This is a genomic window from Desulfotomaculum sp. 1211_IL3151, from assembly GCF_036763075.1.
GTDB lineage: Bacteria > Bacillota > Desulfotomaculia > Desulfotomaculales > Desulfotomaculaceae > Desulfotomaculum.
Genome location: NZ_JBAIYV010000044.1, coordinates 1 through 17,417 on the forward strand (window position 1 = coordinate 1; position 17,417 = coordinate 17,417).

16 protein-coding genes and 1 rRNA gene are annotated in these 17,417 nt (G+C 38.7%); 8 read left to right on the forward strand and 9 right to left on the reverse strand.

Annotated features, from left to right (window positions below; genetic code table 11):
- The 9 genes from V6C11_RS12135 to dnaA form a co-directional block, all read right to left on the reverse strand.
- Window positions 1–122 (reverse strand): 16S ribosomal RNA (locus V6C11_RS12135); the annotation flags it as partial.
- Window positions 123–633: 511 nt separating this feature from the next.
- Window positions 634–3,072, reverse strand: coding sequence for a DNA gyrase subunit A (gyrA, locus tag V6C11_RS12140; protein ID WP_333531435.1), 2,439 nt, complete (start codon window positions 3,070–3,072; stop codon window positions 634–636).
- A gap of 162 nt (window positions 3,073–3,234) precedes the next feature.
- Entirely contained in the window at window positions 3,235–4,173 is a 939-nt protein-coding gene (locus tag V6C11_RS12145) for a methyltransferase (RefSeq protein ID WP_333531436.1), read from the reverse strand.
- 88 nt (window positions 4,174–4,261) lie between these two features.
- A complete protein-coding gene (gyrB, locus tag V6C11_RS12150; protein ID WP_333531437.1) occupies window positions 4,262–6,178 on the reverse strand; it encodes a DNA topoisomerase (ATP-hydrolyzing) subunit B in 1,917 nt (638 codons plus the stop codon).
- 152 nt (window positions 6,179–6,330) lie between these two features.
- Entirely contained in the window at window positions 6,331–6,591 is a 261-nt protein-coding gene (gene remB, locus V6C11_RS12155) for an extracellular matrix regulator RemB (RefSeq protein ID WP_333531438.1), read from the reverse strand.
- A complete protein-coding gene (gene recF / locus V6C11_RS12160) occupies window positions 6,591–7,706 on the reverse strand; it encodes a DNA replication/repair protein RecF (RefSeq protein WP_333531439.1) in 1,116 nt (371 codons plus the stop codon). Before recF ends, remB begins: the two co-directional genes overlap by 1 nt.
- A gap of 10 nt (window positions 7,707–7,716) precedes the next feature.
- On the reverse strand, window positions 7,717–7,929 hold the full coding sequence (locus V6C11_RS12165; protein ID WP_333531440.1) for an RNA-binding S4 domain-containing protein: 213 nt from the start codon (window positions 7,927–7,929) through the stop codon (window positions 7,717–7,719).
- Between the two features lie 12 nt (window positions 7,930–7,941).
- Window positions 7,942–9,039 (reverse strand): DNA polymerase III subunit beta, encoded by a 1,098-nt coding sequence (gene dnaN / locus V6C11_RS12170; RefSeq protein WP_333531441.1) that lies wholly within the window; start codon window positions 9,037–9,039, stop codon window positions 7,942–7,944.
- Between the two features lie 221 nt (window positions 9,040–9,260).
- A complete protein-coding gene (gene dnaA / locus V6C11_RS12175) occupies window positions 9,261–10,586 on the reverse strand; it encodes a chromosomal replication initiator protein DnaA (RefSeq protein ID WP_333531442.1) in 1,326 nt (441 codons plus the stop codon).
- Between the two features lie 490 nt (window positions 10,587–11,076).
- Here dnaA and rpmH point away from each other — a divergent pair, with 490 nt between their 5' ends.
- The 8 genes from rpmH to rsmG all read left to right on the forward strand — a co-directional run bounded on the left by rpmH (window position 11,077) and on the right by rsmG (window position 17,283).
- Entirely contained in the window at window positions 11,077–11,211 is a 135-nt protein-coding gene (gene rpmH / locus V6C11_RS12180) for a 50S ribosomal protein L34 (RefSeq protein ID WP_333531443.1), read from the forward strand.
- 88 nt (window positions 11,212–11,299) lie between these two features.
- On the forward strand, window positions 11,300–11,641 hold the full coding sequence (gene rnpA / locus V6C11_RS12185; RefSeq protein WP_333531444.1) for a ribonuclease P protein component: 342 nt from the start codon (window positions 11,300–11,302) through the stop codon (window positions 11,639–11,641).
- Entirely contained in the window at window positions 11,641–11,850 is a 210-nt protein-coding gene (gene yidD, locus V6C11_RS12190) for a membrane protein insertion efficiency factor YidD (RefSeq protein WP_333531445.1), read from the forward strand. Before rnpA ends, yidD begins: the two co-directional genes overlap by 1 nt.
- 27 nt (window positions 11,851–11,877) lie before the next feature.
- On the forward strand, window positions 11,878–12,567 hold the full coding sequence (locus V6C11_RS12195) for a YidC/Oxa1 family membrane protein insertase (protein ID WP_333531446.1): 690 nt from the start codon (window positions 11,878–11,880) through the stop codon (window positions 12,565–12,567).
- A complete protein-coding gene (jag, locus tag V6C11_RS12200; RefSeq protein ID WP_333531447.1) occupies window positions 12,542–13,162 on the forward strand; it encodes an RNA-binding cell elongation regulator Jag/EloR in 621 nt (206 codons plus the stop codon). Before V6C11_RS12195 ends, jag begins: the two co-directional genes overlap by 26 nt.
- Window positions 13,163–13,270: 108 nt before the next feature.
- On the forward strand, window positions 13,271–14,656 hold the full coding sequence (gene mnmE, locus V6C11_RS12205; protein WP_333531448.1) for a tRNA uridine-5-carboxymethylaminomethyl(34) synthesis GTPase MnmE: 1,386 nt from the start codon (window positions 13,271–13,273) through the stop codon (window positions 14,654–14,656).
- Window positions 14,657–14,666: 10 nt separating this feature from the next.
- On the forward strand, window positions 14,667–16,559 hold the full coding sequence (gene mnmG / locus V6C11_RS12210; RefSeq protein ID WP_333531449.1) for a tRNA uridine-5-carboxymethylaminomethyl(34) synthesis enzyme MnmG: 1,893 nt from the start codon (window positions 14,667–14,669) through the stop codon (window positions 16,557–16,559).
- A 1-nt stretch (window position 16,560) separates the two neighbouring features.
- Window positions 16,561–17,283 carry a 16S rRNA (guanine(527)-N(7))-methyltransferase RsmG gene (gene rsmG / locus V6C11_RS12215; protein WP_333531450.1) on the forward strand — a complete coding sequence of 241 codons (723 nt, stop codon included), beginning with the start codon at window positions 16,561–16,563 and terminating at the stop codon, window positions 17,281–17,283.
- The last annotated feature ends 134 nt before the right edge of the window (window positions 17,284–17,417 follow it).

Genomic DNA, 17,417 nt, shown 5'->3' on the forward strand with positions numbered 1-17,417 from the left:
GTTACTCACCCGTCCGCCACTAAGTATAAAATTCGCAAGCTTCCTTTTATACTCCGTTCGACTTGCATGTGTTAGGCACGCCGCCAGCGTTCGTCCTGAGCCAGGATCAAACTCTCCGTAAAATATCAAATATTTTAAAGAGTTTTGGCTCTTTTTTATCCTTGATTTACTCGCTAGCGTCTTTTCATAACGCTTGACGAGGATGTTTTTTGTGGTCGTCTTAGTTTCATCTTAACGATGACTTTTGACTTGACCTGTTTTTCATCCATCATCTGCTGTTTAGTTTTCAAAGACCGTTTGCTTGTCCCGATCTCGCGACCGGAAGCTTATCTTACCATGGCTTTCACTGTGTTTCAAGTGCAAGTTTTTGGTAGTTTGTTTTTTCTCAAAACGCTTTTTTATAATAACACCGATATTATATTGAGTCAATCTATTTTTCAACATTTTATATGTTGATTTTCAGGTGTAACTCAGTTCTTGTCGGCGAAAATTAATATATCACAAATGAATATTTTGTGTCAATATGCTTTTTAAAATTATAAAGCTAAGGCTCGCGCCAACCTATAGCGAGCCTTAGCTTTTCTTAATATATCAGCCTTAAAATCTTATACTTTTCTGATCGTGTTAGAAAAACTATTCTTCATCTTCTTCACTGACAACCCTAGCAATGGAAGCAATATGATCCTTTTCCCCAGTTCTCATTAAAGTCACTCCCTGGGTATTCCTACTCATTGACGAAACGTCTTTAACAGGGAGTCTGATGATAATTCCCTCGGCACTAATCATCATCACTTCATCATCATCTTTCACTACCAAAACACCCGCCACTAGGCCATTTCTTTTGGTGGTTTTGATATTGATAATCCCCTTACCACCACGTGTTTGGCTGCGGTATTCAATCAGAGGTGTCCTTTTGCCATAGCCATTGACAGTAACAGTAAATAAATATGCTCCCTCTTTAATAACTCCCATATTTACTACATAGTCTTCTTGGGATAACGTTATTCCTTTTACCCCCCGGGTTACACGTCCCATGGGTCTTACATCTTCCTCAGAAAAACGTATGGCTATGCCATCTTGGGTACACATAATGATTTCCTCTTTGCCGTGCGTTAATTCAACAGCAACTAATTTATCATTTTCATCAAGGTTGATAGCAATTAACCCATCTCGGCGTGAGGAATTAAACTCTGTTAAAGCTGTCTTCTTCACAATGCCATGTTTAGTGGCCATGAATAAGTAAGCTTCTTCTGTAAATTCCTTAATTGGGATTACAGTAGTTCCATACTCATCGCTATCATAATTTAATAAATTTATGATTGGCGTACCTTTGGCAGTTCTTGATGCCTCTGGTACTTCATAGACTTTCAGCCGATAAACCTTACCTTTATTGGTAAAGAATAATAGGTAATGGTGTGTAGATGCTATAAAGAGATCTCTAACAAAATCCTCTTCTTTGGTACCCATGGCGGTAATCCCTTTACCGCCTCTTTTTTGGCTTTTATAGGTATCCATTGAAATTCTCTTAATGTATCCCTGATTGGTAATAGTAACAACCATTTCTTCTTCATCAATCAGGTCTTCCATATCAAAATCTCCCGCAGCGTCATTACTAATGATAGAACGTCTTACGTCTGAAAATTTTTCTTTAATAACAACTAATTCATCGCGGATAATACCTAAAACTTTTTTCTCATCTGCTAAAATACCACGCAGGTAATCAATCTTCTCCAATAATTCCTTGTACTCTTTTTCTAATTTTTCTACTTCCAAGGCTGTCAAGCTTCTTAAGCGCATTTCCACAATGGCTTCTGCTTGGACTTCCGTGAGATTAAACTTTTCGACTAACCCTTGCTTAGCAGCTTCGGTATTTTTGGATTCTCTGATTGTCTTAATAACTTCATCGAGGTTAGCCAGCGCAATGCGTAAACCCTCGACAATATGGGCTCTTGCTTCAGCTTTTTTAAGTTCATACCTTGTCCTGCGAGTTATGACATCCTTTTGGTGTTCAAGATAATGAAAAATTACTTGGGCAAGATTTAAAACTTTGGGTTCATTGTTTACCAGGGCAAGCATAATGACACCAAAACTCTCCTGCATTTGTGTATGCTTGTATAAAAGGTTTAATATTACATTGGGATTAGCATCTTTCTTAAGTTCAATAACAATTCGCATGCCCCGACGATCAGACTCATCTCGTAGGTCGGAAATACCCTCTATTTTCTTCTCTTTGACTAACTCAGCAATTTTTTCAATTAGCCTTGCTTTATTAACCTGATAGGGAATTTCGTTAACTATAATGACTGGTTTGCCGTTTGCTTTATTCTCAATGGTAGCCTGAGCCCGAATTTTAATGGTCCCTCTACCAGTCCGATAGGCTTGACGTATACCGTCCCTGCCCATAATAGTAGCCCCGGTCGGGAAGTCAGGACCTTTGATTACCTTCATCAAATCATCCGATGTTACTTCGGAATCTTCAATCATCATTAAGACTCCATCAATAACCTCACCAAGATTATGGGGTGGTATATTCGTCGCCATACCAACCGCAATACCGGAAGAACCATTTACCAGTAAGTTTGGTATCTTAGATGGCAAAATAGTAGGTTCTTCTGTTCTATTGTCATAGTTAGGAACAAAATCAACCGTTTCCTTATCAATGTCCGCCAACATTTCTAACGTAATTTTAGCCATTCTTGCTTCAGTATAGCGCATTGCCGCTGCTGGATCACCATCTACGGAACCAAAGTTACCATGACCCTGAATCAAGGGATAACGGCAAGCAAAATTCTGAGCTAGACGAACCATTGCATCGTAAATCGATGAATCTCCATGGGGGTGAAAATCTTGCATAACTTTACCCACGATACCTGCACTTTTCCGATAAGGTTTATCAGGAGTTAACCCTAATTCATGCAGAGAATAGAGAATTCTTCGATGAACTGGTTTTAGGCCATCTCGAACATCCGGTAAAGCTCTACCCACTATTACACTCATGGCATAATCTAAGTAGGAGTTTTTCATTTCGTTGTTAATATCCAAAGGGATGACTTTACCATTTGGGGAAGCCATTTACATACCTCCAATAAAAACAGGCTTGCTTTCCTTTATGTCACTAAACAAGCCCCATACTAATAGCTTTTATGCTTAAAGATAGCTCATTTTTGGTCTTTATTACAAGTTTTGCCAAATAAATTATAACAAAATCAAAAATTTAGTGCAATTTATTACTTTTTAGACCTTAGTGGCCATAATAATTTGCCTATCCTGTAGGATATGGATCTGCACGTCTGTAAAACCAGCCTGTGTTAACCACTTGGTATATTGTTCAAGGGTCCAAGTGCCACCTGTTTCCGTATTGACAAGCATATTAACGCCAAAAAGGTCTGCCCTGGGACTAATACCACGGACCATATCCAGTATGGCTATACGTCCCCCAGTGGCCAAAGATTGATGCGTTCGCTCAAATAACTTTATGTTTTCTTTTTCACCGTATATATGAGTAATGTTACCTAAGAAGGCTAAATCAAAGGGACCCTCTGCTACTGCTTCGGTAAAATCCCCGGGGATAAAGGTAATGTTCTCCTCTGGCAATATTTCGGAACACATAACTTTACATACTTCCGGTATATCCTGTACGGTTACCTTAGCACCTGCCCTCGCAAAGGGACGAGCATAATTGAGGGGTCCCCCGCCTAAATCAATGACACGGGTGCCTAAGGGTAGGTCTTTCAAACAGACATGAACCAATTCTTCCGCTACTTGCTGAGCACTCCTTTTCATTGCATACATAAAACCCTTGATATCCATTTGATCTTTGGTACGTTTAGCCGGTTTTCCTGTCTTCAAAACCTCTGGTAATTGGCTCCAGGATTTTATAACGTTAAAGGTATGAATAATGGAATAACCCACGTACTTTTCGCTATTCTCGTTATAAAAGATATCCCTTGCATCTTTGGTAAGATCATAAAGGTCTTCTTTTTTTTCTAAATAACCCAATGAAATTAAAGCTTCCAAAACAATCCAGAGGGATCTTTGATCCATCGAGAGTTTACTGCAGATTTTTTCAATGGACTGAGGTTTACTATTCAGCAGATCAAAAACACCTGTCTTCAAAGCAGCACCTACTACCAATAACTCCTGTGGCACCATAGCATTTTTTAAATCAGGCATTTTAATTCCCCCATTTATTTAATTTTGGTACTGTATTTTCTGCTGTATTTATAAAAACCGGAGTTGGTTTTTCTCCGGTTTTGCAAGACTATATATCTAAGTTCCTTACTGATCTAGCGTTTTCTTGAATAAATTCCCTCCTGGGTTCCACCCTATCACCCATTAGCATAGAGAAAGTGGCATCCGCTTCAATGGCATCAGCCAGGGTAACCTGCAACATTGTCCTGGTATCGGGATCCATTGTGGTATCCCAAAGCTGATCTGGGTTCATTTCACCTAAACCTTTGTATCTTTGAATGTTTACCCGATCATGTCCAATTACCTTTAATAATTGCTCTAATTCCTCGTCACTATAACAGTAGCTGTCATGTTTTCCCTTACGAACACGGTATAGAGGTGGTTGGGCCGCATAAATATAGCCTGCCTCTATAAGTTGTCTCATGTAACGATAGAAAAAGGTCAAAAGCAGGGTTCTGATGTGGGCACCGTCCACGTCGGCATCCGTCATAATGACTATTTTGTGATAACGAGCCTTAGACAGATCAAAATCGTCACCTACACCCGTACCCATGGCAGTAATCATCGCTCTAATTTCATCATTGGCCAGAATTTTATCAATACGCGCCTTTTCTACATTAAGAATTTTACCCTTTAGGGGCAAAATAGCCTGAAAACGCCGATCCCGCCCTTGTTTTGCAGAGCCACCCGCAGAATCACCCTCAACCAAATATATTTCAGATACACTGGGATCCTTTTCTGAACAATCTGCTAGTTTTCCGGGTAAAGCCATGGTTTCCAGGGCACTTTTTCTTCTTGTAAGTTCCCGTGCTTTACGGGCTGCTTCCCTAGCCCTAGCCGCAGTAATTCCTTTTTCAATAACTTTTTTAGCCACAGCAGGGTTTTCAATCAAATAGGTGGCTAATTTCTCAGCAAAAATAGAATCGACAATTCCCCTTACTTCACTGTTGCCCAATTTTGTCTTGGTTTGACCTTCAAACTGTGGTTCCGGCACCTTTACACTAACAACGATGATGGCACCTTCACGAATATCCTCTCCGGATAAATTTGCATCGTTATTCTTAATAATTCCATTCTGTCTGCCATAATCGTTAACGACCCTAGTCAGTGCAGTTTTTAAGCCCACTTCATGGGTTCCGCCATCAATAGTGTGAATGTTGTTGGCATAGGACAGTAGTGTTTCGTTATAACCGTCATTGTATTGGAGAGCAACTTCCACTTGAACCTGTTCTTTTTCTCCAAATACATAAATAGGTTTTGGGTGTATCGTTTGTTTATTTCTATTTAGGTGTTTGACAAAATCTTTAATCCCACCATCAAATTGAAATATTTGCTCTACAACAGGGTCTTTTCTATTATCCAGTAAAACAATTTTAATCCCTTTATTTAAGTAGGCCAATTCCCTTAGCCTTTGGGTTAAGGTTTCCGTACTAAAAACCAATTCTTCGAATATTTCACTGTCTGGTTTAAAGGTTATCTTCGTTCCAGTGGATTTGCTATTACCTGCAACCTTTAATTCGGAGATTGGAACACCCCGGGAATATTCCTGTTGGTATATTTTTCCGTTTAGTTTGATTTCTACGAATAATTTTTCGGATAGGGCATTGACCACAGATACACCTACCCCGTGTAATCCACCGGAAACCTTGTAACCACCACCACCAAATTTTCCACCAGCATGCAGCATTGTTAATACTACCTCAACTGCTGGTCTTCCTACCTGTGGTTGTATATCTACGGGGATACCACGGCCATTATCTTCAACAGAAACGGAATTGTCATCTTCAATGGTCACAATGATCTTATCACAATATCCTGCCAGAGCTTCGTCAATACTATTGTCTACAACCTCGTACACCAAATGATGCAGTCCCCGGGCACTGGTACTACCTATGTACATACCGGGTCGGCGTCTAACAGCCTCTAAACCTTCAAGCACCTGTATTTGGTCGGCACTGTATTTATTACTCTGCTGCTGTTGGTCCATATGAGTGACCTCCATCTATTCACATTGAAACCATATTATACCATAAGTAGTATTACCACTCAAGGACAATATTTTACATGATTATTATGAATTGAGTTTTAAAACAAGGCTATTCCTGATCTGTCAAAATAAAAAACCGTTGCACACGGTTTTTATTCTTCATCTGTGTTTTCTAAAATATTATCGGATCTTTTCTTTAGTGTTGTGCATGAGATGGGAGAAACATAAATCTCTTTACTAGTTATAACAAAGGATTTCTCTTTATCCTGATTGGAAATTGGTTGAATAAAACCTTCATCCTTAGAGATTTCAATAAATTCCCGAGTTATTGCCGAATTTTTTGTACGGGCATCAAGTATGGCTATAATGTCTTTTTTTAAGACCACTATGTCTCCACCTAAATGCAGAAACATCAAAATTCCTCCTTTTGGGTTAAATTACCAGCATGAACTTGCCAAAGCACCCCGGCACCTCTAATGTTTTCTTCTATCCCACCTGTAACACTGGTGGTTATAAAGGTCTGTACTTTATTCATTACTTTGTTGACCAACATTGCTTGCCTAGCTTGATCCAATTCAAATAACACATCATCCAAAAGTAATACCGGATAAAAGCCAAATTCATGGTGCCATAAATCTAGTTGAGATAATTTTAGTGATAGTGTTACTGTTCTTTGTTGACCCTGGGAACCAAAGGTTTTGGCCTCAATACCGTTAATAGCTAAGGACAAATCATCACGATGGGGACCCAGTAGGGTTTGACATCTTTGCAGTTCCATTTGTCGAATTTTTTTGGAGGAATTTAAAAATACCTGGTAAATATTTCCTTCTGTTAGGCCTGGTTCCAACACCAAAGATGATAAATATTTTACCTGTAATTCCTCCGCCCCACCAGTCAGACTGAAATGAATCTTCCTCGCGATGGGAATTAATTTTTTTAGAACCTGTAAGCGAAGGTAAATGACCTTGGCCCCATGTCTAAAGAGTTGATCATCCCAAACATCCAACATATCCCTGGTAGAACGCCTATCCCTTATTTCTTTCAAAAGAGTATTTCTTTGACTAAGCACCCTCGTATACTGGCGCCATATTTTGCTGTAACCTGGGCTTAATGAGCCTACCTCGAAATCTAAAAAATGTCTTCTTTCCTGAGGTGAACCCTTTATTAAGTATAAATCCTCTGGGGAAAACATTACTACCCCAAAATGATCCAATTCCGAACGTGCTGTCTCTACCCCATTTAGAAAAAACTTTTTAACTCGTTCACTAATTTGCCACTGAATATTAAAATTTCGGGAAGCTAGATGAACTTCTGTATTGATTATGGTTCGGTTGCTTTGCCATTTCGTAATATCCTTATCCTTTTCTGCCCTAAAGGAACGACCCCTTAGACTATAAAAAATACTCTCCAACAAGTTCGTTTTTCCCTGGGCATTTGATCCTGTAATAATATTTATGGACGGATGAGGTAGAAAAATAGCTTCATCGTAGTTGCGGAAATTTTTCAGTGATAACTTTTGTACCCGCAAAATCTCACCTTCACATCACAACTAAAAAACTTCCGGCACCATCCACCATTACAACGTCATTGTTTTTTAATTTTACGCCTCGTCTGGTTTCAATCGTGCCATTGAGTTTGACATGTCCCGTTTGAATCAGTATTTTACTTTCTCCGCCAGAACCAGTTATATTCGCCCACTTTAAAAATTGATCTAACTGAATGTCGCCATTCACTTTGATTTTTTGGGTCAAAATCATCTCTCCTTAGGCAGTTCTCACTGGTAACACCAGAGAGAGGTATTCTTCACCACCAACCGGTGTTAATATACCGGGACTGAGGGAACCTGACATATCAAAATAAATATGATCACTGCTAATTGCCCGTAACGCATCAATCAAATATATCGCATTAAATGCAATTTGGACAGGCTCTCCCTGTAAATATATGGGTACTTCCTCATGTATCCTGCCAACTTCCGTATTCGCTGTAATTACAATTTTTTCCTCTTCAATATTTAATCGAATTATTTGTGTGCCAACCCGAGCTAAGAGAGATGCCCGTTCTGCAGCTTCGATTAAATCCTTTGTTTTTACTCTAATTCTAGTTTTATAGCCCTGAGGAATAACCTGCCGGTAATTAGGAAATTGCCCTTCAATTAAGCGAGAAATTAAGGTGGTATCTTCCATACTAAAAATTACTTGATTTTCCCCAAGGGCTATCGTAACTTGACGATCTGCAGCACCAATAACCCTGGTCAACTCATTTAAAGTTTTGCCAGGGATAATAATATTTATATCATCTTCTATAGACGAAGATTCCATTCCCCTCATTGCTAAACGATGGGTATCTGTGGCCACTAATCTTAAATTGCCGTTCAAAAACTCCATCAATACACCCGTAAATACGGGTCTGTTTTCATCCGGAGATGTAGCAAAGAGAATTTGTCGCAGATATTCTTTTAGACTTTCTTCAGAAATGGTCAAAGAATTCTTGCTTTGGGTTTTTGGAAAAATGGGAAATTCTTCAGCGTCAAAACCGTTAATTGTAATCTCTGATTGCCCATAGCGAATAATTACATTGGTACCTTGAATTGTTTCAATTTGTATTGGAGAGTCCGGTAATCTTTTTACGATTTCACTTAGGTATTTAGCAGGCAATACAATTGAACCCTCTTCCTGGGTTGTACAGGGAACAAAGCACTGAATACCCATTTCAAGGTCAGTTGCTTGTAATTCTAATCGATTATCTTTGGCTATTAATAAGATACCAGATAAAATGGGCATGGGATTTTTGGTGGATACTGCCCTTTGAGCAGTTGTTACACCTTGAATTAGATTTTGACGGGTACAGATTATTTTCATAGCCTTCCCCCGTTGTTCTTTATTTTTATTTTTTATATATTTTTATCCTCGTAGTAGTAGTAGGGGCTGTGAGTTTGTTTATATGCCACCTGGGGCCTTATGGTTAATCATTTTTGGGTGTCAAAAAGCTGTGGAAAAAAAACCGTAAACTTATCAACAACAATTAACCACTTTTTAAACAAATCAACATTGTTAACAAGAGTTATCCAAATCTATTCACATTATTCACTGATCCGTTTTTTTAATTCCTTGATGGTCTCCTGAAGTACAGGGTCATTTTTAAGATCGGTAATTATTTTATCGCAGGCATGTAAAACTGTGGTATGATCTCTACCACCAAATTCATCACCTAGTTTAGGAAGAGATAGGTCTGTTAGTTCTCTGGCTAAGTACATGGCAACCTGTCTAGGGAAAGCAACAGAGCGTGTTCTCTTTTTTGCCTTTAAATCTTCGATTTTTAATCCATAAAAGTCAGCAACTGTATTCATAATTAGTGGTGCGGTAATAATTTTAGGTTTACTGGGAGCAATAACATCCTTTAATACCTCAGCGGCTAAATGCGGTGTCGCCTCTTTTTTTTCTAAAGAAGAGAAGGCGCTTACCCTTGTAAGTGCACCTTCTAGCTCTCTAATGTTGGATTGAATTTTGTCGGCAATAAATGCAATGGTATCATCGGGTATATTTGTTATTCCTTCTAATTGAGCTTTCTTCCTTAAAATAGCAACCCTTGTTTCATAATCCGGGGATTGCATATCCGTTATTAAGCCCCATTCGAAACGGGATCTTAGTCTATCTTCCAGGGTAGCAATTTCTTTAGGGGGTCGGTCACTGGAAATTACAATCTGTTTATTAGCTTCATATAAGGTATTAAATGTATGGAAAAATTCCTCCTGGGTGGCTTCTTTCTTTTCTAGAAATTGAATATCATCAATCAGCAGAATATCCATACTGCGGTATTTATTACGAAATTCCACGGTTTGATCATCTCTAATGGAGTTAATTAATTCATTGGTAAATTTTTCAGATGTTACATAGGCAACCTTAAGAGAGGGGTTGTTTTCAAGAACATAATGACCAATTGCATGCATCAAATGAGTTTTACCCAGACCTACACCACCGTAAATAAACAATGGGTTATAAGCCTTCGCTGGAGATTCCGCCACAGCAAGTGAAGCGGCATGAGCAAAACGATTACTGTTACCGATAACAAAGGTATCGAAGGTGTTTCTTGGGTTGAGGATATTCACGTGGGTTTCATCCATAGACCTTTCCTTTGGTTTAGGCTGACCCACCTCCTGACCCGCTAAAATAAATTGCAGAGAAATTTCTTGATGCATAATAGCTTCGTAAGTTTGTTTTATGATGGGTGAATACCGATCTGCTAACCAACTTTTAGAAAATTGATCCGGAACTTCTATTATAATTGTATTGTCATAGAAGGCCACCGGTTTACATTTGGTAAGCCAGGTTTCAAATGAGTGCTTATTAACTTGTTTTTCCAAGCGAATGAGCACCTGTTCCCATCTGTCAAGGACATCGTTTTGCATGTTACTTAAGTAAACCTCCATACTACATAATAAATACCGGATTAGAAAAGCTTGGCTCACGCCATACCCTAAAGGTCACAGGCGAGAGCCTATAGCGTGAGCCTTAGCTTTTCTTATACGATCATCCTTAAAATCTTAGGTTTTCCGATAGTGAAAAAATCCCCTTAATAATAAGGGAATATTAGGTCGCGCTGTTCTGTTAAAAAAGCATATAATCTTTTAAAAATCAACAAGGTTGTACACAGTTTTATCCACACCCTGTGTAAAAACTGGATAAATAATTTTATCCACAAGTGTAAATCAATAATACCAAAACTAATAAAGGTTATCAACAGATAAAAAATATTCACAGGAAGTATGAATATCTGTGTAAACAAAAATCAAAAGTCCTTTATCTTGACGGGGAGAGAGAAATTTTATATAATTTTCAGTGACTGTCTAGTATAAATTTTTATTGACATACCAATTCGGTTAAAGGAGGTGTTGATACATGAAGCGCACATACCAACCTAAGAAACGTAGACATAAAAAGGTTCATGGTTTTCTAAAAAGGATGTCTAGCAAGTCTGGCCAAAATGTACTTAAGAGAAGACGCTTAAAAGGTAGAAAACGTTTATCAGCATAAGGCCGCTTAGGGTGGCCTTTTCCTAATTTGTATATGATTTTAGTCCAGTGGTTAAGATATTAATAAAAACCTTTATTAGGAAGACTATATGGAAAAATTTGTTTCTTTAAAGAAAAATTCTGATTTTCGTAATGTGTACCGTTTTGGTAATTCTGCGGCAAACCGTTATTTGGTGTTGTATAAATTTCCTAATAAAGGACTTGGTCGCAGGTTTGGTTTTTCTATTAGTAAAAAGGTTGGCAAGGCAGTTTGTCGAAATCGCATACGTCGTATATTGAAAGAAATATGCCGTTTGTTTTCTGAACGTTTTCCTAATGATCATGATTTTATTTTTATCGTGCGCCAAGCCTCTTCTGATCAAGACTATCATCAGATGGAAAAACACATTTGGCATGTATTGGGTAAACTAAATAAACAGGAGAGGGATTAATGCGGCAGGTTATGATACTTGGCCTAATTTTTTACCAAAAATTCATTTCTCCTTTAAAGCCACCTACTTGCCGGTTTTACCCGACGTGTTCTCAATATTCAAAACAAGCAATCGAAAAGTATGGTGTAATTAAGGGTCTATGGTTAACACTTAAAAGATTAGCAAAATGCCATCCCTTTCATACAGGTGGATATGATCCGGTAAAATAACGGTAGGCTTTTAAGGGGGTACAAGTTTTGTTTGGATGGTTTGATTCCATAGTAAATGGAATGACAGCTTTAATGAATTGGCTTTATGGGTTTACTGCTACAGTGGGGTTGCCTAGTTATGGCTTAGCCATTATTTTCTTGACTGTTATCATTAAAATGGTTTTATATCCCCTTTCCAAAAAACAAATGCATTCGATGACAATGATGCAAAAGATTGCTCCTGAAGTAAAAGCCATTCAGGATAAATACAAAGGTAAAGATCCCCAAAAGATGCAGCAAAAAATTATGGAGTTGTATAAGGAGCACAACGTAAACCCGATGGCAGGTTGTTTGCCATTGCTGGTACAAATGCCCATTTTGATTGCTCTCTATCGGGCCTTATATGAATTTCCATTTGTAAATCCAGACCATGCATCTTTTTTATGGGTTAACTCTCTAAGTGAGAGAGGCGATATTCTTTTACCATTATTAGCAGCAGTTACAACATTTTTGCAATCTAAATTAACTACCAATACCCAGGATCAAACCCAGAAAACAATGTTGTATACTATGCCCTTATTTATTGGCTGGATCGCATATACAGTTCCTGCTGGTTTGGCACTGTACTGGGTTGTATTTAATACTGTAGGAGCAATTCAACAGTGGTATATAAATAAAGAGACCCTGCGACTTAAAGAGGGGGTAACCGGAGTTGAAGGTAGTAGAAAAGGTCGGTAAAACAATTGATGAAGCCATAGAATTAGGTCTTCAAGAATTTGGTGTTTTAAGGGACGAGGTTATTATTGAGGTATTAGAAGAACCTTCCAAGGGTTTATTTGGTTTGATTGGTTCTCGTCGGGCAAAAATTAAATTAACCTTGAAGGATAATCCGGTAAGACGCGCTGATCGTTTATTACAAAGTATTTTTAAAGCGATGGAAATACCTGTGGAAGTAAATATTAAAGAACAAGATCAGGTTTTAAACATTAGCATAGAAGGACCGGATTTAGGGGTATTGATAGGTCGCAGAGGTGAAACTCTGGATGCATTACAGTACTTAATGAATTTGGCAACCAATAAAAATCAAGAACAGCGGCGCAAGGTAATTCTTGATGTTGAGGGATACCGTCATCGCCGGGAAGAAACACTTCAGAAACTTGCCACCAGGTTGGCAGATAAAGCCAAACAAAGGGGCAGAAGTGTTGTACTGGAGCCTATGAATTCACAGGAAAGAAGAATAATTCATACTGCACTGCAAGGTAGGGATGATATTTATACCTTTAGTGAAGGTGAAGAACCCTTTAGAAAAATCATTATATCTCCTAAAAAATAAAACATTCTTATACTATCGTCCTTAAAATATGATACTTTATGATAGTATTAAAAACCCAGCACCATCAGGTTGCTGGGTTTTTGTAAATGGATTTTGGAGGCAAAAAAATTGTTTGACGATACCATTGTAGCTATAGCCACTGCCTTAGGAGAAGGAAGTATTGGTGTTATCCGGATGAGTGGGCCGGATGCATTATCCCTAGGAAACAAAGTATTTAAACCAAAAGTTAATCAAGATTGGTATAAAAGGGATAATTATAAGCTGATCTATGGGCATATAGTTGAACCTAATACAGGTGAAATTATTGATGAAGTTTTACTTTCTGTCATGAGGGGACCCAAAAGTTTTACTGCTGAGGATGTTGTAGAGATAAGTTGTCATGGTGGAATTGTTCCTATTCGGAGGGTGCTGGAAGTAATTCTTAAAAATGGAGCACGTTTAGCAGAGCCAGGTGAGTTTAGTAAACGAGCCTTTCTAAACGGTCGCCTGGATTTAGCCCAGGCCGAATCAATTATTGATATAATCAGAGCTAAGACAGATGCCGGAGCAAAAATTGCAATCAATCAGCTTGATGGCAAGCTCTCTCAAATCGTAATGGATTTACAAAATCATGTTTTGGGACTGCTGGCAAAAATAGAGGCAATGATTGATTTTCCTGAGGATGATATTCCAGAAGAGAACCTTGAACAAATGAGCTTAGAATGCAATGGGTTGATAAAAGAAATAGATAAGTTATTGGATCATGCAGCATCCGGTAAAATATATCGGGAAGGCCTTAAAACTGTTATTGTAGGTAAACCGAATGTAGGAAAGTCATCTCTGCTAAATGCGCTGCTTCAGGAACAGAGAGCAATCGTTACAGACATACCTGGTACAACAAGGGATGTTATAGAAGAGGTTTTTAGTGTCAAGGGTATTCCCCTAAAGCTTATTGATACGGCTGGTTTGCGGGAAACTCAGGATTTGGTTGAAAAAATTGGTGTAGAAAAATCCAGAGAGCTATTAAATCAGGCTGATTTGGTACTATTGGTTTTAGATGCTTCCACTGGTCTTTCCAGTGAAGACGTAAAGGTTATGGATTTGATTAAGGATAAAAAAGCCCTTATTCTGATCAATAAAATTGATATAGCAGAAAACAGAATTGATGCGAAGGATGTCAAAGAGGCCATTAATTTTAGTGAAATCATAGAAATATCGGCCCAAAAAGAAATAGGCTTAGATAACCTGGAAGAAGCAATCTTTAATCTAGTGGTGGAAGGTAAGATATCTGCTGCAGAAAGCATTGTTGTTTCGAATACCAGACATAAGCATGCCCTGGAAAGAGCTAAATACCACCTTTTTGAAGCCAATAAGGCATTGGTGGAATATATTCCTGCGGATTTAGTTTCTATTGATTTAAAATCTGCCTGGGAAATTCTAGGTGAGATAACCGGGAACAGTGTAACTGAAGACTTAATAGATCGAATCTTTTCAGACTTTTGTATTGGTAAGTGAGGTGGAAATATTGCGCTATCATGCTGGTAATTATGATGTAATAGTAGTTGGAGCCGGCCATGCCGGTTGTGAAGCTGCCCTTGCTGCTGCAAGAATGGGCTGCAGAACATTAATATTATCACTCAATTTAGATAATATTGCCTTAATGCCATGTAATCCTGCTGTAGGTGGACCAGCTAAATCGCATTTGGTAAAGGAAATTGACGCCCTGGGTGGGCAAATGGGTTTAAATACAGATTTAGCAGCGATTCAAATGAGAATGTTAAATACCGGAAAAGGGCCCGCAGTACATGCTTTAAGGGCCCAGGCCGATAAGATAAAATACCAGCAATTAATGAAAAAAACTTTGGAGACCCAGGAAAATTTAGATGTGAAGCAATTACTGGTGGAGGAAATATTCGTTAAAAATGGTGCTATCACAGGTGTAGTAACACATATAGGGGCGGAATTTTCTGCCCAGGCAGTGATCATTACTACCGGGACCTATTTAAAAGGAAGAATTATTATTGGAGACGTTCATTTTCCTGGTGGCCCCAATAGTCAATTTCCTTCGGTCAATCTAAGTGAAAGCTTAAAAAACCTAGGTTTGCAATTGGGTCGGTTTAAAACAGGAACACCTGCCAGAGTAGACCGCAGAACGGTTGACTTTAATAAAATGACCATTCAACCAGGGGATGAAACAGTACATAATTTTTCTTTTATTTCTCCCGTGCAGCAAAGGGAGCAAGTTCCCTGCTGGCTAACCTATACCACTGAAAAGACCCATGAGATTATTAGACAAAATTTACATCGGTCTCCCCTTTATGCTGGAATTATTGAAGGAATTGGGCCGCGATATTGTCCTTCTATTGAGGATAAAGTTGTTCGTTTTGCTGATAAAAATCAACATCAAATTTTCATCGAGCCAGAGGGCCTCAATACATATGAAATGTATGTTCAGGGAATGTCAACCAGTCTGCCCCCGGATGTACAACTTGCCATGTTAAGATCGATTCCTGGTATGGAACAGGTGGAAATCATGCGACCTGGCTACGCCATTGAATATGACCATGTGATCCCAACACAACTTAAAGTAACCTTGGAAACAAAAGAAATAAAGGGGTTATATTCAGCAGGACAAATTAACGGCACTTCCGGTTATGAAGAAGCAGCGGCCCAGGGAATGATGGCTGGCATTAATGCTGCCTTGCAAATTAAAGAGCAAGCCCCCTTCTATCTCTCAAGATCGGAAGCTTACATTGGGGTGTTAATTGATGATCTCGTGGTTAAAGGAACCAACGAACCTTACCGACTCATGACCGCCCGAGCTGAGTATCGTTTATTACTGCGCCAGGATAATGCAGACCAAAGACTAACCCAAAAGGGTTATGAAATAGGGTTGGTTAAGGAAGATCGTTATGAACGCTATATGAATAAGTGGCAATTAATTAACAATGAAATTAAAAGACTTAAATCGGTTACGATTTCAGCCAATGAGCGGACGAATGAAATACTAAGGGATTTAGGGTCCAGCGAAATTAACCAAAACACGCCAGCCATTAATCTTTTAAAGAGACCAGAACTCAAATATAATTCCTTGGCCACACTATCGAACGATTTTCCTGATCTGCCAGTAGAAGTAATCGAAGAGGTAGAAATAGAGGTTAAATATGAAGGATATATAAAAAAGCAATTGGCCCAGGTTGAAAGATTTGAAAAACTAGAAAACCGTTCCTTAGGCAGTGACTATGACTATGAAAGTATTAAAGGACTTTCCCTGGAGGCTAGACAAAAGTTACAGAAGTTTAAACCTGCCTCAATTGGGCAGGCTTCCCGTATATCAGGTGTTAGCCCAGCGGATATATCCGTATTATTCATTTGGTTAGAGCAGGAAAAAAGAAAAGCTGCCGGGGGTGCGGATTAATTTGAATGAATTAACAGAAGCATTAAAAAAGGCCGCCGCAGAGATTGGTTTTACTTTAACAGAAGAACAGATTACTAGTTTTAAAAATTTTTATCTTCTACTAATAGAGTGGAATGAAAAAATAAACCTTACTGCCATCACTGAGCCTACGGAGGTGGCAGTAAAGCACTTCATTGATTCTTTAACCTGCTTAAAAACTGTGGAAATTCCCCCGGGGGCAAAAATAGTGGATATAGGTACCGGGGCAGGCTTTCCTGGCATTCCCTTGAAAATTTTCCGATCCGATTTAAATATAACCTTAATGGATTCCTTAAATAAGAGGGTAACCTTTTTAAATGAAGTAATTGCTAGATTAGGCCTTACAGACGTAAGGGCAGTGCATGATAGGGCTGAAGATTTTGGACAAAAAAAAGAGCATCGGGAAAAATATGATTATGTTATTTCAAGAGCAGTGGCAAGACTGGCAGTACTCTCAGAATATTGCCTTCCCTGTACGAGGGTCAATGGTTATTTTATCTCTCAAAAGGGCCCCGATATTGATGAGGAGCTTAAGGAGGCCAGTAAGGCCATAGAGGTTTTGGGTGGTGCACCGGCGGATATCCATAAATTACAATTACCTCTAATTGAAGATGGAAGATCCCTTGTAATTATTAAAAAAATTAAACCAACTCCCACCCACTATCCAAGAAAAGCAGGGACACCAGCAAAAAAGCCTGTTACCTAAACGAACCCCGGGAAACCCGGGGTTTCAATGTTTCACGTGAAACATTGAAAACTCTATATAATAGGGAACGATTTTACCGTTCCGTTCAGTGCAACACGAGCAATAACGGAAGAATCAGAATCATTCCTTACACA

Excerpts from the sequence above, each read along its gene's own strand:
- gyrA (WP_333531435.1), bottom strand. The coding sequence starts at position 3,072 with ATGGCTTCCCCAAATGGTAAAGTCATCCCTTTGGATATTAACAACGAA.
- V6C11_RS12145 (WP_333531436.1), bottom strand. The coding sequence starts at position 4,173 with ATGCCTGATTTAAAAAATGCTATGGTGCCACAGGAGTTATTGGTAGTA.
- gyrB (WP_333531437.1), bottom strand. The coding sequence starts at position 6,178 with ATGGACCAACAGCAGCAGAGTAATAAATACAGTGCCGACCAAATACAG.
- remB (WP_333531438.1), bottom strand. The coding sequence starts at position 6,591 with ATGTTTCTGCATTTAGGTGGAGACATAGTGGTCTTAAAAAAAGACATT.
- dnaN (WP_333531441.1), bottom strand. The coding sequence starts at position 9,039 with ATGAAAATAATCTGTACCCGTCAAAATCTAATTCAAGGTGTAACAACT.
- dnaA (WP_333531442.1), bottom strand. The coding sequence starts at position 10,586 with ATGCAAAACGATGTCCTTGACAGATGGGAACAGGTGCTCATTCGCTTG.
- rpmH (WP_333531443.1), top strand. The coding sequence starts at position 11,077 with ATGAAGCGCACATACCAACCTAAGAAACGTAGACATAAAAAGGTTCAT.
- rnpA (WP_333531444.1), top strand. The coding sequence starts at position 11,300 with ATGGAAAAATTTGTTTCTTTAAAGAAAAATTCTGATTTTCGTAATGTG.
- yidD (WP_333531445.1), top strand. The coding sequence starts at position 11,641 with ATGCGGCAGGTTATGATACTTGGCCTAATTTTTTACCAAAAATTCATT.